This window comes from Achromobacter sp. MUI-25009338 (assembly GCF_057359325.1).
Map to the genome: position 1 here is coordinate 1,464,755 of NZ_CM170627.1, position 13,260 is coordinate 1,478,014.

Here is a 13,260-nt window from a genome sequence, read left to right on the forward strand (position 1 = left end):
CATGTTTTCCGCAGAACTCCTGACCCGGCTCGCGCAGGAACTCGACCAGAGCCAGAAATCGCGCCAGCAGATCGAACATTTCTCCAAGCGCTTTCCCGACATGACGGTCGAGGACGGCTACCGCGTGTCGCGCGAATGGGTGCGCATGCAGACCGCCGCAGGCCGCAAGGTCATCGGCCACAAGATCGGCCTGACCTCGCGCGCCATGCAGATCGCCAGCCAGATCGACGAGCCCGATTACGGCACGCTGCTGGACTCCATGCTCTACACCTGCACCGAAGGGCAGGTGCTGGACATTCCGTTCGGCAACTTCATCGCCCCGCGCGTGGAAGTGGAGCTGGCCTTCGTGCTCAAGGCGCCGCTGGCCGGCCCCGGCCTGCCCGGCGGCAAGGAAGTGACGCTGGACGACGTGCTGGCCGCCACCGAATATGTGACGCCGGCCATCGAGATCATCGATGCGCGCATCGAGCAGTTCGACCGCCACACCAAGGCGATGCGCAAGGTGTACGACACCATCAGCGATAACGCGGCCAATGCCGGTATCGTGGTCGGCGCGCGCCGCGCCGCGCCGGCCTCGCTGGACCTGCCCTGGTGCGGCGCCGTGCTGCGCCAGAACGGCGCGGTGGAGGAAACCGGCCTGGCCGCCGGCGTGCAGGGCCATCCGGCGATCGGCGTGGCCTGGCTGGCCAACAAGCTGGCGCCCTGGGGCGAATCGCTGCAGCCCGGCCAGCTCGTGCTGGCGGGATCGTTCACGCGGCCGGTGGCCGCCCGGCCCGGCGACCTGTTCGAAGCCGACTACGGCCCGCTGGGCGCGCTGCGCTTCAGGATGAAAGCATGACGATGACCACGCCAACCCAAACCCCCGTCAACCGCTTCAAGGCGGCCATCGCGCAGAAACAGGCCCAGATCGGGCTGTGGCTGGGCCTGGGCAGCCCGTACTCGGCGGAGATCTGCGCCGGCGCCGGTTTCGACTGGCTGCTGATCGACGGCGAGCACGGCCCTAACGACACGCTGACCCTGCTGTCGCAGCTGCAGGCCATCGCCGCCTATCCCGGCGTCCATCCCATCGCCCGCGTGCCCATGGGGCACGGCGAGGTCGGCGAAATGCTGATCAAGCAGTACCTGGACGTGGGCGCGCAGACGCTGCTGGTGCCCATGGTCGACACGGCGCAGCAGGCCGCGCGCATCGTGCGCGCGGCGCGCTACCCGCAGAACGACGGCCAGGGCGGCATACGCGGCATGGGCGGCGCGCGCGCGTCGGCCTGGGGGCGCCGCGCGGCCTACTACCACGAAGCCAACGCCCAGGTCTGCGTGCTGGTGCAGGTGGAGACGCTCGAAGGCTTGCGGAACCTGGACGCCATTGCCGCGACCGATGGCGTGGACGGCGTGTTCATCGGCCCGGCCGACCTGTCCGCGGCCATGGGCCACGTGGGCGATCCCGGCCATGCCGAGGTGCAGGCCGCGATCGGCGACGCGATCGCGCGCATCCAGCGGGCCGGCAAGGCCGCCGGCATCCTGACCGCCGACGAAGCGCAGGCCCGCCATTACCTGGATCTGGGCTGCAGCTTCGTGGCCGTGGGCCTGGATACCCGCCTGCTGGTGCAGGCCACCAGCGCCCTGGCCGGCCGCTACAAGCGCGCGCAGCCGGCGCCGCAGGGGGGCGCGTATTGACCGGAATCGCGCCGCCCGGCCGCCCGGACCCATGTCATGGTCCGCTTGTATACAATTTGGCGCTCCCTTGCGCCATTGCCATGACAGAACCCCAGACCCCCGCCGCATCCCGACCCCTGCGCTCGTTTTCCCGCTCCCTGCCGATGGCCTTGCTCCAGGCCCGCGAGTCGGTCATGGTGCGCTTTCGCCCCATGCTGCGCGAGCACGGACTGACGGAGCAGCAGTGGCGGGTGCTGCGCGCCATGTCGGCGGCCGGACGCAGCCTGCGGCCCATGGAAATGGCGCAGATGACCTTCATCAGCATGCCCAGCCTGTCGCGCCTGTTGAAGACGCTGGAGGCCAAGGAACTGATACACAGGAGCCGCCTGAACGACGACCTGCGCGGCGCGGAGTTCGGCCTGACGGAGGCGGGCTGCATGATCGTGGCCGAGATCGCGCCGCATTCGGAATCCACCTACGCGGAAATCGAGAACCTGGTGGGCGCCGAAGACGTGGAGCTGCTGTACCAGGTGCTGGAGCGCGTGGTGGGCCGCCTGGGCGTGCCGAGTGACGGACCGGATTCGGTCTGAATTCCGATAACATTTATTGCGCATTGTTACGCTATACTTCACCGCGACCCAGACAGGAGCGCTACGTATGGTAATGATGCTGCCTTTCCTGACCGGCCTGGTCGCAGTGTGGTTCGGGATGCTAGGAAAGCGCCGCCCCTGCGTGACCTTCTGGCTGCTCACCCTCGCGATCTACGCCGCCTGGTGCCAGTACCACATGACCAGCCCGCTGGCGCTGTCGTTCTGAGGGCGGGCGCATGATCTTCTCCCTCAATCCCGCGCGCGGCTCGCGCATCCTGAACGGCCTGGCCCTGCTGGGCGTCACCGGCGTGCTGGGCGTGGCCTTTTTCTGGCAGTTCGCCTATGGCGAGCTGCCGTGTCCGCTGTGCCTGTTGCAGCGCGTGGCCCTGGTCATGGCTGGCGTGGGTTTTCTGCTGAACCTGCGCCTGGGCCCGTCGCCGATGCACTACGCGATGAGCATCGCCGGCGCGCTGGGCGGCATGCTGGCCTCGGGCCGCCAGGTGCTGCTGCACATCATGCCGGGCGACCCGGGCTACGGCGAGCCCTTCATGGGCCTGCATTTCTACACCTGGGCCTTCATCGCCTTCGTGGCCATCATCGTGTTCTGCGCGGTGATGCTGTCGGTGGACCGCAAGTGGGGCGACAGCATGCTGAAAAAGCCGCTGCCGGCCATCGGCATCGTGGTCATGGCCCTGTTCTTCATCGCGGTGCTGGCCAACGTCGGGGCCACCACGCTGGAATGCGGCTTCGGACCCTGCCCGGACGACCCCACCACCTATCTGTTGCTGGATTCCGGCTCGCCCCGCTAGCGTCTGGTCGCGGCCGGGTAAAATAGCCGGTTTCGCGGCCCTGGCGCCGCGGTCTCAACTTTCAGACACCGGATATGACAGCCAAGACTTCCGCAGAGGCCACCCCCGTGGTGGGCGTGATTATGGGTTCTTCCAGCGATTGGGAGGTCATGAAACACGCGGTCGCCATGCTGGAGGACTTCGGCGTGCCCTGCGAGGCGCGCGTGATTTCCGCGCACCGCATGCCCCAGGACATGGCCGAGTACGGCGCCGCCGCCCACGGCCGCGGGCTGCGCGGCATCATCGCCGGCGCCGGCGGCGCGGCGCACCTGCCGGGCATGATGGCGGCGCTGACCGAAGTGCCGGTGTTCGGCGTGCCGGTGCCGTCCAAGTACCTGCGCGGCGAAGACTCGCTGCTGTCCATCGTGCAGATGCCCAAGGGCGTGCCGGTGGCCACCTTCGCCATCGGCGAAGCCGGCGCCGCCAACGCGGCGCTGCACGTCATCGCCACCCTGGCCGCTACCGACGCCGGCCTGCACCAGAAGCTGGTGGCGTTCCGCGCCCGCCAGACCGAGGCCGCGCGCGCCATGAAGGTTCCGCCCGAGGCCTGATCAGAATGACGCTATCCACTGCTTACACGATTGCCCCCGGCGGCTGGCTGGGTCTGCTGGGAGGCGGCCAGCTGGGCCGCATGTTCTGCCACGCGGCGCAAAGCCTGGGCTACAAGGTCGCGGTGCTGGACCCCGCCGCCGAGTGCCCGGCCGGCATGGTGGCCGACCTGCACATCCAGGCCGCCTACGACGACGAGGACGGCCTGGCCCGCCTGGCCGCCACCTGTCAGGCCGTGACCACCGAATTCGAGAACGTGCCGGCCGACAGCCTGCGCACGCTGGCCACCCGCTGCCGCGTCAGCCCGGCCGGCGACGCCGTGGCCATCGTGCAGGACCGCATTGCCGAAAAAACCTTCATCGCCGCCCAGGGCATCGCCGTGGCGCCGCACGCCGCCATCCGCAGCGAAGCCGATCTGCGCGCCGCGCCGGACAGCCTGTTCCCGGGCATCCTCAAGGTGGCCCGGCTGGGCTATGACGGCAAGGGCCAGGCCCGCATCGCCACGCGCGACGAGGCGCTGGCCGCCTTCGCCGAATTCGGCGGCGTGGCCTGCGTGCTGGAAGCGCTGATGCCGCTGGACTACGAGATCTCGGTGGTCCTGGCGCGCGGCTTCGACGGCGCCAGCATGGTGTTTCCGGTGGCGCGCAACGTGCACCGCGACGGCATCCTGGCGGTCTCCACCGCCGCACCGGTCCAGCAGGACGCGGCCCATGCCGAACGCCAGGCCCGCGCCACCGAGGCGGCGCAGGCCATCGCGCAGGGCCTGGGCTACCACGGCGTGCTGTGTGTGGAATTCTTCGTGCTCCAGGACGGCAGCCTGATCGTCAACGAAATCGCGCCGCGCCCGCACAACAGCGGCCACTACACCATGGACGCCTGCCTCACCAGCCAGTTCGAGCAGCAGGCGCGCGCCATGGCCGGCCTGCCGCTGGGCGGCACCGACCTGCTGGCGCCCGCGGTCATGCTGAACATCCTGGGCGACATCTGGTATCCGTCGGCCACCGCCACCACGCAGCGCGAGCCCGACTGGGCCGCCGCGCTGGCCGTGCCCACCGCCAAGCTGCACCTGTACGGCAAGCGCGAAGCGCGCCGCGGCCGCAAGATGGGCCACATCAACATCGTGGCGCCCACCTTGCAGCAGGCCCGCGACGACGCCGCCCGCGTGGCGGCGGCGCTGGGCATGCAGGCTCCGGAATAAGCGACGCCATGAACGCCTTGCCCACTGCCTGCGCCGGCGACGCGGAGATCGCCCTGGCCGCCCGCCGCCTGCTCGAAGGCGGCCTGGTCGCCTTTCCCACCGAGACCGTCTACGGCCTGGGAGCGGACGCCGAGAACGCGCAGGCGGTGGCGCGGATCTACGCGGCCAAGGGCCGCCCGTCCAACCATCCGGTCATCGTGCACATCGCGCCGCAAGGCGACGTGTCTTATTGGGCGGCCGAAGTGCCGCCGGAAGCGCGCCTGCTGATCGACGCGTTCTGGCCCGGTCCCCTGACCCTGATCCTCAAGCGCGCCGCGCACATCGCCGACACCGTCAGCGGCGGCCAGGACAGCATCGGCATCCGCTGCCCCTCGCATCCGGTGGCGCAGGCGCTGCTGGCGGCCTTCGCGGCCGGCAAGCCGAACGGGCAGGGCGGCGTGGCCGCGCCCTCGGCCAACAAGTTCGGCCAGGTCTCGCCCACGCGCGCCGAGCACGTGCGCAGCGAATTCCCCGAGGAAGTGGCCGCCGGCATGCCGGTGCTCGAAGGCGGCGCCTCGGACGTCGGCATCGAATCCACCATACTCGACCTGTCGCGCCTGGACCGCGGCGCCGGCCCCGTGCTGCTGCGCCCGGGCCACATCAGCGCCGCCCAGATCGAAGCGGTGCTGGGCGTGCAGGTGTCCGCCCCGGACGCGGCCGCGCCGCGCGCCTCGGGCACGCTCAAGGCCCACTACGCGCCGCGCACGGCGCTGGAACTGGCGTCCGACGCCCGTCTGCGCGACGTGATCCAGGGCCGCGACCTGCCGGCCGGGCGCGTGGTCGCCGTCGCCTATGGCGAACCGCCCGCCGCGCTGGACCCCCGGGTGCAATGGCAGTCCGTGCCCGCCGACCCGGCGCGCTATGCCCAGGCCCTCTACGGCCTGCTGCGCGACCTGGACCAACAGGGCTATGCCCGCATCATCGTGCAGGCCCCGCCCGCCACCGAAGCCTGGCACGCCGTCAACGACCGCATCGGGCGCGCGGCCGCGGCGTTCACGCTGGATACGACGGATTTGTGATGGTTCAGGGGCGGCTGGCGTCGTCTGATGGGTTTCGCGCGTTGGAGATATGAGTTCTTGCTCAAGGACTCTCGCGCTGCACCCATCCTACGTTCGACGGTTCGATGCAATCGGTCGAACGTAGGATGGGTGCAGCGCGAGAAAACCTGAAGAAAAACCGGACATCGAACGCGCGAAACCCATCACGCCGCCAGAAACTCCCCGATCCGCTCCACCGCCTGGCGCAGCGGCGGCAGGAACTCCTCGGTCAGCCGTTGCAGCGGCACCCTGGCGGCCTTGACGCTGACGTTGACCGCGCCGCAGGCCTTGCCGCTGGCCGAGCGCACGGGCACCGAGATGGCGCGCACGTTCAGTTCCAGTTCCTGGTCGACGACGGCATAGTCCTGTTCGCGGATGCGCGCGAGTTCGGCGCGCAGCCGGTCCTCCGACACCACGGTGAATTCGGTATAGGGCTGCAGTTCGGTCGCCGCGAAGTAGCGGGCCAGCGCGGGCGGCGGCAATTGCGCCAGCAGCACGCGGCCGATGGAGGTGCAATAGGCCGGCAGCCGGCTGCCCAGCCCCATCGACGTGGCCAGCAGGCGATGGACCTCGGAGCGCGCGAGGTACAGCATCTCGTGGCCTTCCATGATGGCCAGCGCGCAGGTTTCGTTGACCGTGGCGCTCAGTTCCTCCAGCACCGGCTGGGCCAGCGAGACGAAGGGCGTGGATGAGAAATAGGCATAGCCCAACCCGAGGATGCGCGGCGTAAGCACATAGAGCCGGCCGTGCTGCTCGGCCATGCCCAGCAGGGTCAGCGTATGCAGGCAGCGCTGCACCACGGCGCGGGGCAGGCCGGCGCGGCGGCTCAGTTCGGCCGCGGTCTGCGGCTGGCGGCGCGTGCCGAAGGCGCGGATCACGTGCAGGCCGCGCGCCAGCGTCAGCATGTAGTCCGGATCGCCACGCAGCAGGTCGGGGTGATCCTCCGCCGCCAGCGGCGCGGCGTAACCGGGAGGGGGCAGGTTGGGCGGCATCAGTCTGCGCGCAGCGGCGCGCCGGTGCGTTCCTGCAGCGTTTTCAGGGTCATGCCGTCGATCATATCCCGGACCCGCAGCCCCTCGGGCGTGACGTCGATGACCGCGAGGTCGGTGTAGATGCGGTCCACCACGCCCGCGCCGGTCAGCGGATAGGTGCAGCGTTCGACGATCTTGGGCTCGCCGCTCTTGGTGGTGTGCTCCATCATGATGTAGACGCTGCGCGCGCCCACCGCCAGGTCCATCGCGCCGCCCACCGCGGGCGGCTCGCCCGGGCGGCCGAGCGACCAGTTGGCCAGGTCGCCGTTGGCCGCCACCTGCATGCCGCCCATGACGCAGATGTCCAGATGGCCGCCGCGCATCATCGCGAACGAATCCGCGTGATGGAAGTACGAGCCGCCGGCCAGCAGCGTCACCGGCTGCTTGCCGGCGTTGATCAGGTCCAGGTCGGCCTCGCCCTCGGCCGGCGGCGGGCCCATGCCCAGGATGCCGTTCTCGCTGTGCAGCACGATTTCGCGGCCGGGCGGCAGGTGCGCGGCCACCAGCACCGGCATGCCGATACCCAGGTTCACATAGCTGCCTTCGGGAATGTCGCGGGCCAGGCGGCGCGCCATGGCCTCGCGGCTCAGGGGTTGGAACATGCGGACTCCTTCAGCTCGAGAAGGCGGCGTCGGCCACCTGCGTCACGCGCTTGACGAAGATGCCGGGCGTGACCACGGCTTCCGGCGGCAGCTCGCCCAGCGCCGCCTTGGCGCGCACCTGCACGATGGCGGTGCGCGCCGCCATGCACATCACCGGACCGAAGTTGCGCGCGCTCTTGTTGTAGGTCAGGTTGCCCCAGCGGTCGGCGCGGTCGGCCTTGACCAGGGCGAAGTCGCCGTGCAGCGGTTCCTCGAACACGTGGCCGCGGCCGTTGATGATGCGCGTCTCCTTGCCGCGCGCCAGTTCGGTGCCGTAGGCCGTGGGCGTGTAGAAGCCGCCCAGGCCGGCGCCGGCCGCGCGCAGGCGTTCGGCGATGGTGCCCTGCGGCACGCATTCCAGTTCGATGCGGCCCTGGCGGTACAGATCGTCGAAGACCCAGGAATGCGAGGCCTTGGGAAACGAACAGATCACCTTGCGCACGCGGCCGGCCTTGATCAGCGCGGCCAGGCCGGTTTCGTGGTTGCCGGCGTTGTTGCTGACCACGGTCAGCTCGCGCGCGCCCTGCGCGATCAGCGCATGGATCAGTTCGGTCGGCATGCCGGCTCCGCCGAAGCCGCCGATCAGCACCGTGGCGCCGTCATGGATGTCCGAGACCGCCGCCTCGGGGCTGTCGTAGAACTTGTCGATCATGGAGAACTCCCGTCGGGGCAGGGCGCGGCGGGCGCGCCCGCCGCCTTTAGTTCACGGTGATGTGCGCCTGCTTGATGATCTCGGCGTAGCGTTCCGAGTCCTTCTTCATCAGGGCCGCGAACTGCTCGGTGGTGCCGCCCACGGGCAGGAAGCCCGCGTCCAGGAATTTCTGCCTGACGTCGGGCTCCTTGACGATCTCGCTGATCTCGCGCGCCATGCGCTCGATGATGGGCTTGGGCGTGTTGGCGGGCGCCATCAGCCCGGCCCAGGAGCCGGTCACGAAACCGGGCAGGCCGGCTTCTTCCATGGTGGGGACGCCGGGCTCGGTCGGCCAGCGCTCCTTGCCCGTGAAGGCCAGCGCCTTCAGGCGGTTCTGCTTGACGTACTGCATCGGCACCAGAATGGGGTCGAACACCATGGACACGCGTCCGGCCAGCAGGTCGGCCAGGATGGGGGCGCTGCCCTTGTAGGCCACGTGGGTCATGGTGATCTTGCTCTGCAACGCGAAATCGGCGCCGGTCAGGTGCGCGCTGGAGCCATTGCCGCTGGAGGCGTAGGTGAGCTTGTCCGGATTCTTGCGGGCGTACTCCACCAGCTCCGCCACGCTCTTGGCCGGCACGTCCTGGGCCACGAACAGGAACAGCGGCAGGTCCGCCATCTGCACCACGGGCGTCAGGTCGGCCGGGCCGTAGTTCAGCTTGTACAGGTGGAAATTGATGATGTAGGCCGGCAGCATGGACAGGAAGGTATAGCCGTCCGGCTCGGCCTTGGCGGCGATGGCCGAGCCCAGGCTGCTGTTGGCCCCGGGCCGGTTCTCGACCACGATGGTCTGGTTCAGGCGCGGGCCCAGCTTTTCCATCACGATGCGGGTCACGATGTCGGTCGAGCCGCCCGGCGTGTAGGGCACGATGATCTTGATGGGCTTGCTGGGCCAGTCGTCGGCCGCCTGCGCCGGGCCGGCCGCCAGGCCGGCGGCGGCCAGGGCGGCGCACATCAGGGTCTTGAGGGTATGGCGGCGTAGCCGCGCGTTGCTTGCAAGGGCCATGGAACTTTGTCTCCTCCATGAATCGGCGGACTGGGGGGCGCATGTGGCGCGCCTTTTCTTGTGGCGCGCCGCGGCGATCGGCCGCGGCGCGAAAAAAGTATTGCATGCAAGCGCGGGCCGCCGAGACGCCGCGCGGGCCGATAAAGTTCGATCACCGGACAGCCTGTAAACGCCGGGCCCGTGGGGCGCGGACCCCGGGTTTCCACTAGGATGCGTTCCGTTGTTCGCACCGTGGACATCGCTTAATCTGGCTCGGTTTGCGCCGCGGCCGCGCCCGCAGGCAGGCACGGCGTCCATCTCAGGAGAGGCAAAATGAAGCGGTCCATCTTGTTTGCTGCCGGCGCGCTCGCCCTGGCTTGCGCATCCCAGGCGGCGGTGGCGGGTCCCACGCTGGATGCGGTGAAGAAAAAAGGATTCGTGCAGTGCGGCCTGACCGACGGCGTGTCGGGCTTTTCGGCGACCAACAGCAAGGGCGAATGGGAAGGCCTGGACGTGGACATCTGCCGCGCGGTGGCCGCGGCCGTGTTCGGTGATTCGACCAAATTCAAGGGCACGGCGCTGTCGACCCAGCAGCGCTTCACCGCGCTGCAATCGGGCGAGGTCGACGTGCTGCTGCGCACCGTCACGCTGACCCAGACCCGCGATACCTCGCTGGGCCTGTCGGCCGTGGCCGCCAGCTTCTACGACGGCCAGGGCATCCTGGTGAACAAGAAACTCGGGGTCAAGAGCGCCAAGGAACTCAACGGCGCCACGGTCTGCGTGCAGCCCGGCACCACCACCGAACTCAACCTGGCCGACTGGTTCCGCGCCAACAACATCGAATTCAAGCCGGTCGTGATCGACAAGGTCACCGAAGTCGTGCGGGCATTCGAATCGGGACGTTGCGACGCCTTCACCGACGACTCCTCGCAGCTGGCCGCCGTGCGCGCCACCCAGGTCGCCAACCCCGACGACTATGAAATCCTGCCGGAGCGCTTCTCCAAGGAGCCGCTGGGCCCGATGGTGCGCCAGGGCGACGAGAACTGGCTCGGCATCGTGCGCTGGACCCTGTTCGCCCTGATGGAAGCCGAGGAATACGGCATCACGCAGAAGAACGTGGACGAAATGCTCAAGAGCAAGAACCCCAACGTTTCGCGCATCCTGGGCGTGACGCCGGGCGCCGGCAAGAACATGGGCCTGGATGAAAAATGGGCCTACAACGCCATCAAGGCGGTGGGCAACTACGGCGAGATCTTCGAACGCAACGTAGGCAAGGGCAGCAAGCTCGGCCTGGAGCGCGGCACCAACGCCCTGTGGAGCAAGGGCGGCGCCATGTATCCCTGGCCGATCCGCTGACCGGAATGTGCATGGACGGCCGCCCCGCGCGGCCGTCCTACGGTGCGAGGGTGAAGTAAGGCGCGTAGCGCCCGTCCGGCGTCTGTCGGAACACGGCGGATACGCGCTGCCCGATCCGCAGCGCGCGCAGGTCGCAATCGACCATATTGCTCAGCAGGATCGGGCCTTCGTCGAGTTCGACGTAGGCCAGGGCATAGGGCGGATCGGCGCGCTCGATGATGCTGAACGCGTACAGGCTGCCTTGGCCGCTCGCCGGTTCCCAGCCGGTGTTGTCGCCGCCGCACAGCGGGCACACGACGCGCGGATACCAGTGGGCGCGCCGGCATCGGTTGCAGGTCTTCAGCAGCAATTGCCCCTGCTGCGCGGCGGCCCAGAATGGAGCGGTCTCGGGATACGCCTGGGCGTAAGGGTCGTTCTGATGGGCGGTTGCGTCGATAGGCTGGTTCACGCCTTACTCCCGTTCGAAGATCAAGGTGGAATGCGCATGGGCCACGCCCATGACCAGGCCCGGACCCGATGCCAGCGCCAGGTTGCAGCCGGGCACCTGCACGGCCGGATGCGCTTCGCCGCGCAGCTGGCGCACCGCTTCGATCACTTTCGTCATGCCGCCGCGGTTCGACGGGTGGTTATTGCACAGCCCGCCGCCGTCGGTGTTGAAAGGCAGCTTGCCGCGTCCGGAGATGAGATTGCCTTCGGCCGCATAGGCGCCGGCCTGCCCCTTCTTGCAGAACCCCAGGTCTTCGAGCTGCATCAGCACCATGATGGTGAAGTTGTCGTAGATCGACGCGTATTTCACGTCGTCGACCGCGATGCCCGCCTCGGCGAAAGCCAGTTTGCCGCTGGCGACGGCGCCGGAAGTGACCGGGTCGATGTAGCCGCCACGCGCAGTCTTGATGCTTTCGCCCGCGCCGATGATCTTGACGAGCGGACGCGCGAGACGCCTGGCGATTTCCGGGCTGGTCAGCACCAGCGCCCCGCCGCCGTCCGTGATGACGCAGCAATCCATGCGATGCAGCGGGCTGGCGATGATGGGCGAGGCCAGCACGTCCTCGACGCTCACCGGCGTGCGCAGCGCCGCGTGCTCGTTGTATTGCGCATGGTGCGCGGCCGCGACCTTGACGGCGGCCAGCTGCGCCGAGGTGGTGCCGTACTCGTGCATGTGGCGCTGCGTCAGCATGCCGTATATGCCCGTGATGGTGGACCGGTACGGGCGGTCCCAGGGCGTTTCGGGGCGCTCCGGACCCAGCTCGCGCGGCGCCGTGCCCGTGGCCATGCCGCTGCTCTTGGGCTTGCCGGCCAGGGTGATCAGGGCCACCGAGCATTTGCCTTGCGCGATGGCGAGCGCGGCATGGCGCACGTGCACCATGTAGGAACAGCCGCCCAGCTCGGTGCCGTCCACCCACTTCAGGTCCAGGTTCAGGTATTCCGCCATGGACAGGGGGCTGCCGCCCGGCGCGTCGCCGGCGCAGAAATAGCCGTCCACGTCCTTGATGTCCAGCCCGGCGTCGCGCAGCGCGCCGAGCGCGCATTCGGCGTGGAGCTGCGTGACCGATTTATCGGGCGCGTAGCGCGTGGGATGCTCGTATGCGCCCGCGATGTAGGCCTTGCCTTTGAGTGTCATGAGCTTTCCACCGGTCATTGTTTTGGAATGTTGCCGTCGCGGATGACGCGGCCCCACTTCGCGTACTCGTCCTGCACGAATTTCGCGGTCTGGTCCGGCGTCGCCACCACGGGAATCAGCGCTGCGGCATCCAGGGTCTTGCGCAGGTCGGGATCGGACTGCGCGTCGTTGACCGCCTGATTCAGACGGGCGGTCACGTCGTCCGGTGCGCCCTTGGGCAGGAACGCCGCCATCCAGCCGACCACCTCGAAACCCGGCACGCCCGATTCGGCGATGGTGGGCACGTCCGGCAATTGCGCTTCGCGCTTGGCCGTGGTGACGGCAATCGCCTTGATCTTGCCGGACTTGATCTGGCTGATGGCCGCGCCGATGTTGGCGAACATGAAGTCCACGTGGCCGCCGATCAGCGCCGACATGGCTTCGGACGGGCCGCTGTAGGGCACGTGCATGTATTCCAGGCCCTTGACCTCCTGCTTCAGCAATTCGGCGGCGAGGTGGGCGGAGCTGCCGATGCTGCCCGAGGCGTAATTGATGTCGCCGGGCTTGGCCTTGATGTACTTGATGAATTCGTCGAAGGTGTTCGCCGGAAATGAGGCGTTGACCACCAGCACGTTTCCGTTCAGGCCGAACATCGCCACCGGCCGGAAGTCCTTGAGCGGGTCATAGGGCGTAGACGTCATCAACTGCGGATTGATGGCGTGGGTGACGTTGGTGCCCAGCAGCAGCGTGTAGCCGTCGGAGGCGGAGCGCGCCACGTAGTTCGCGCCGATGAGCGCGCCCGCGCCCGGCTTGTTCTCGGTGACGATCGGCTGCTTGAGCGCATCCGACATGTATTTCGCGAAGGTTCTGCCGGTCAGGTCGGTGACGCCGCCCGGCGCGAAGGGGACGATCAGCTTGATGGGCCGGGCCGGGTAGGGCTCCTGCGCGTGAAGCGGGGCGCCCGCCATGCCCAGAGCCAAAAGGCATGCTTTGAAAATGCGGTGTCTGATGCGCATCGTTGTCTCCTTGGTTGCCCGTAGGCCGG

Annotated in this window: 16 protein-coding genes; 9 read left to right on the top strand and 7 right to left on the bottom strand. The window is 68.6% G+C overall.

The features are described from left to right. The first annotated feature begins 1 nt into the window (after position 1). From hpaH to AC1IQ6_RS06985, 8 genes are all read left to right on the top strand, one after another. A complete protein-coding gene (hpaH, locus tag AC1IQ6_RS06950) occupies positions 2-838 on the top strand; it encodes a 2-oxo-hept-4-ene-1,7-dioate hydratase (protein ID WP_102773632.1) in 837 nt (278 codons plus the stop codon). A 2-nt stretch (positions 839-840) separates the two neighbouring features. Continuing rightward, complete coding sequence (locus AC1IQ6_RS06955; RefSeq protein ID WP_209165844.1) at positions 841-1,671, top strand: aldolase/citrate lyase family protein; 831 nt, start codon at positions 841-843, stop codon at positions 1,669-1,671. Positions 1,672-1,751: 80 nt separating this feature from the next. Further along, positions 1,752-2,240 (top strand): homoprotocatechuate degradation operon regulator HpaR, encoded by a 489-nt coding sequence (gene hpaR, locus AC1IQ6_RS06960; RefSeq protein WP_111825628.1) that lies wholly within the window; start codon positions 1,752-1,754, stop codon positions 2,238-2,240. Between the two features lie 67 nt (positions 2,241-2,307). After that, positions 2,308-2,466, top strand: coding sequence for a DUF5993 family protein (locus AC1IQ6_RS06965; RefSeq protein WP_219929589.1), 159 nt, complete (start codon positions 2,308-2,310; stop codon positions 2,464-2,466). Positions 2,467-2,476: 10 nt separating this feature from the next. Next, positions 2,477-3,049, top strand: a complete 573-nt coding sequence (locus tag AC1IQ6_RS06970) for a disulfide bond formation protein B (RefSeq protein ID WP_485866048.1) — start codon at positions 2,477-2,479, stop codon at positions 3,047-3,049. A 74-nt stretch (positions 3,050-3,123) separates the two neighbouring features. Then, the gene (gene purE, locus AC1IQ6_RS06975) at positions 3,124-3,639 is read left to right on the top strand and encodes a 5-(carboxyamino)imidazole ribonucleotide mutase (RefSeq protein ID WP_485866049.1); all 516 of its coding nucleotides are present in this window, start codon (positions 3,124-3,126) and stop codon (positions 3,637-3,639) included. A gap of 5 nt (positions 3,640-3,644) precedes the next feature. Next, on the top strand, positions 3,645-4,835 hold the full coding sequence (locus tag AC1IQ6_RS06980) for a 5-(carboxyamino)imidazole ribonucleotide synthase (RefSeq protein ID WP_111825626.1): 1,191 nt from the start codon (positions 3,645-3,647) through the stop codon (positions 4,833-4,835). Between the two features lie 8 nt (positions 4,836-4,843). Beyond that, positions 4,844-5,893, top strand: coding sequence for an L-threonylcarbamoyladenylate synthase (locus tag AC1IQ6_RS06985; protein WP_485866050.1), 1,050 nt, complete (start codon positions 4,844-4,846; stop codon positions 5,891-5,893). A gap of 182 nt (positions 5,894-6,075) precedes the next feature. Here the strand turns inward: AC1IQ6_RS06985 and AC1IQ6_RS06990 are convergent, their stop codons facing one another. The 4 genes from AC1IQ6_RS06990 to AC1IQ6_RS07005 are packed head-to-tail and all read right to left on the bottom strand — an operon-like array spanning position 6,076 to position 9,280. After that, entirely contained in the window at positions 6,076-6,903 is an 828-nt protein-coding gene (locus AC1IQ6_RS06990; protein WP_102773626.1) for an IclR family transcriptional regulator domain-containing protein, read from the bottom strand. Next, complete coding sequence (locus tag AC1IQ6_RS06995) at positions 6,903-7,544, bottom strand: 3-oxoacid CoA-transferase subunit B (protein WP_102773625.1); 642 nt, start codon at positions 7,542-7,544, stop codon at positions 6,903-6,905. The genes AC1IQ6_RS06990 and AC1IQ6_RS06995 overlap by 1 nt, the downstream gene beginning before the upstream one ends. Positions 7,545-7,554: 10 nt before the next feature. Continuing rightward, the gene (locus AC1IQ6_RS07000; protein ID WP_102773624.1) at positions 7,555-8,235 is read right to left on the bottom strand and encodes a 3-oxoacid CoA-transferase subunit A; all 681 of its coding nucleotides are present in this window, start codon (positions 8,233-8,235) and stop codon (positions 7,555-7,557) included. A gap of 46 nt (positions 8,236-8,281) precedes the next feature. After that, a complete protein-coding gene (locus AC1IQ6_RS07005) occupies positions 8,282-9,280 on the bottom strand; it encodes a Bug family tripartite tricarboxylate transporter substrate binding protein (RefSeq protein ID WP_209165799.1) in 999 nt (332 codons plus the stop codon). A 312-nt stretch (positions 9,281-9,592) separates the two neighbouring features. Here AC1IQ6_RS07005 and AC1IQ6_RS07010 point away from each other — a divergent pair, with 312 nt between their 5' ends. Beyond that, a complete protein-coding gene (locus AC1IQ6_RS07010) occupies positions 9,593-10,615 on the top strand; it encodes an amino acid ABC transporter substrate-binding protein (RefSeq protein ID WP_102773622.1) in 1,023 nt (340 codons plus the stop codon). Between the two features lie 37 nt (positions 10,616-10,652). Here AC1IQ6_RS07010 and AC1IQ6_RS07015 read toward each other — a convergent pair whose 3' ends face one another. From AC1IQ6_RS07015 to AC1IQ6_RS07025, 3 genes are read right to left on the bottom strand one after another with little or no spacing between them, the layout of a single operon-like run. Further along, on the bottom strand, positions 10,653-11,063 hold the full coding sequence (locus tag AC1IQ6_RS07015; protein ID WP_485866051.1) for a Zn-ribbon domain-containing OB-fold protein: 411 nt from the start codon (positions 11,061-11,063) through the stop codon (positions 10,653-10,655). Positions 11,064-11,066: 3 nt separating this feature from the next. Further along, a complete protein-coding gene (locus AC1IQ6_RS07020; RefSeq protein WP_102773620.1) occupies positions 11,067-12,236 on the bottom strand; it encodes a thiolase domain-containing protein in 1,170 nt (389 codons plus the stop codon). A 14-nt stretch (positions 12,237-12,250) separates the two neighbouring features. Continuing rightward, on the bottom strand, positions 12,251-13,231 hold the full coding sequence (locus AC1IQ6_RS07025; protein WP_485866052.1) for a Bug family tripartite tricarboxylate transporter substrate binding protein: 981 nt from the start codon (positions 13,229-13,231) through the stop codon (positions 12,251-12,253). Positions 13,232-13,260: the final 29 nt, after the last annotated feature.

Excerpts from the sequence above, each read along its gene's own strand:
- hpaH (WP_102773632.1), top strand. The coding sequence starts at position 2 with ATGTTTTCCGCAGAACTCCTGACCCGGCTCGCGCAGGAACTCGACCAG.
- AC1IQ6_RS06955 (WP_209165844.1), top strand. The coding sequence starts at position 841 with ATGACCACGCCAACCCAAACCCCCGTCAACCGCTTCAAGGCGGCCATC.
- hpaR (WP_111825628.1), top strand. The coding sequence starts at position 1,752 with ATGACAGAACCCCAGACCCCCGCCGCATCCCGACCCCTGCGCTCGTTT.
- AC1IQ6_RS06965 (WP_219929589.1), top strand. The coding sequence starts at position 2,308 with ATGGTAATGATGCTGCCTTTCCTGACCGGCCTGGTCGCAGTGTGGTTC.
- AC1IQ6_RS06970 (WP_485866048.1), top strand. The coding sequence starts at position 2,477 with ATGATCTTCTCCCTCAATCCCGCGCGCGGCTCGCGCATCCTGAACGGC.
- purE (WP_485866049.1), top strand. The coding sequence starts at position 3,124 with ATGACAGCCAAGACTTCCGCAGAGGCCACCCCCGTGGTGGGCGTGATT.
- AC1IQ6_RS06980 (WP_111825626.1), top strand. The coding sequence starts at position 3,645 with ATGACGCTATCCACTGCTTACACGATTGCCCCCGGCGGCTGGCTGGGT.
- AC1IQ6_RS06985 (WP_485866050.1), top strand. The coding sequence starts at position 4,844 with ATGAACGCCTTGCCCACTGCCTGCGCCGGCGACGCGGAGATCGCCCTG.
- AC1IQ6_RS06990 (WP_102773626.1), bottom strand. The coding sequence starts at position 6,903 with ATGCCGCCCAACCTGCCCCCTCCCGGTTACGCCGCGCCGCTGGCGGCG.
- AC1IQ6_RS06995 (WP_102773625.1), bottom strand. The coding sequence starts at position 7,544 with ATGTTCCAACCCCTGAGCCGCGAGGCCATGGCGCGCCGCCTGGCCCGC.
- AC1IQ6_RS07000 (WP_102773624.1), bottom strand. The coding sequence starts at position 8,235 with ATGATCGACAAGTTCTACGACAGCCCCGAGGCGGCGGTCTCGGACATC.
- AC1IQ6_RS07005 (WP_209165799.1), bottom strand. The coding sequence starts at position 9,280 with ATGGCCCTTGCAAGCAACGCGCGGCTACGCCGCCATACCCTCAAGACC.
- AC1IQ6_RS07010 (WP_102773622.1), top strand. The coding sequence starts at position 9,593 with ATGAAGCGGTCCATCTTGTTTGCTGCCGGCGCGCTCGCCCTGGCTTGC.
- AC1IQ6_RS07020 (WP_102773620.1), bottom strand. The coding sequence starts at position 12,236 with ATGACACTCAAAGGCAAGGCCTACATCGCGGGCGCATACGAGCATCCC.
- AC1IQ6_RS07025 (WP_485866052.1), bottom strand. The coding sequence starts at position 13,231 with ATGCGCATCAGACACCGCATTTTCAAAGCATGCCTTTTGGCTCTGGGC.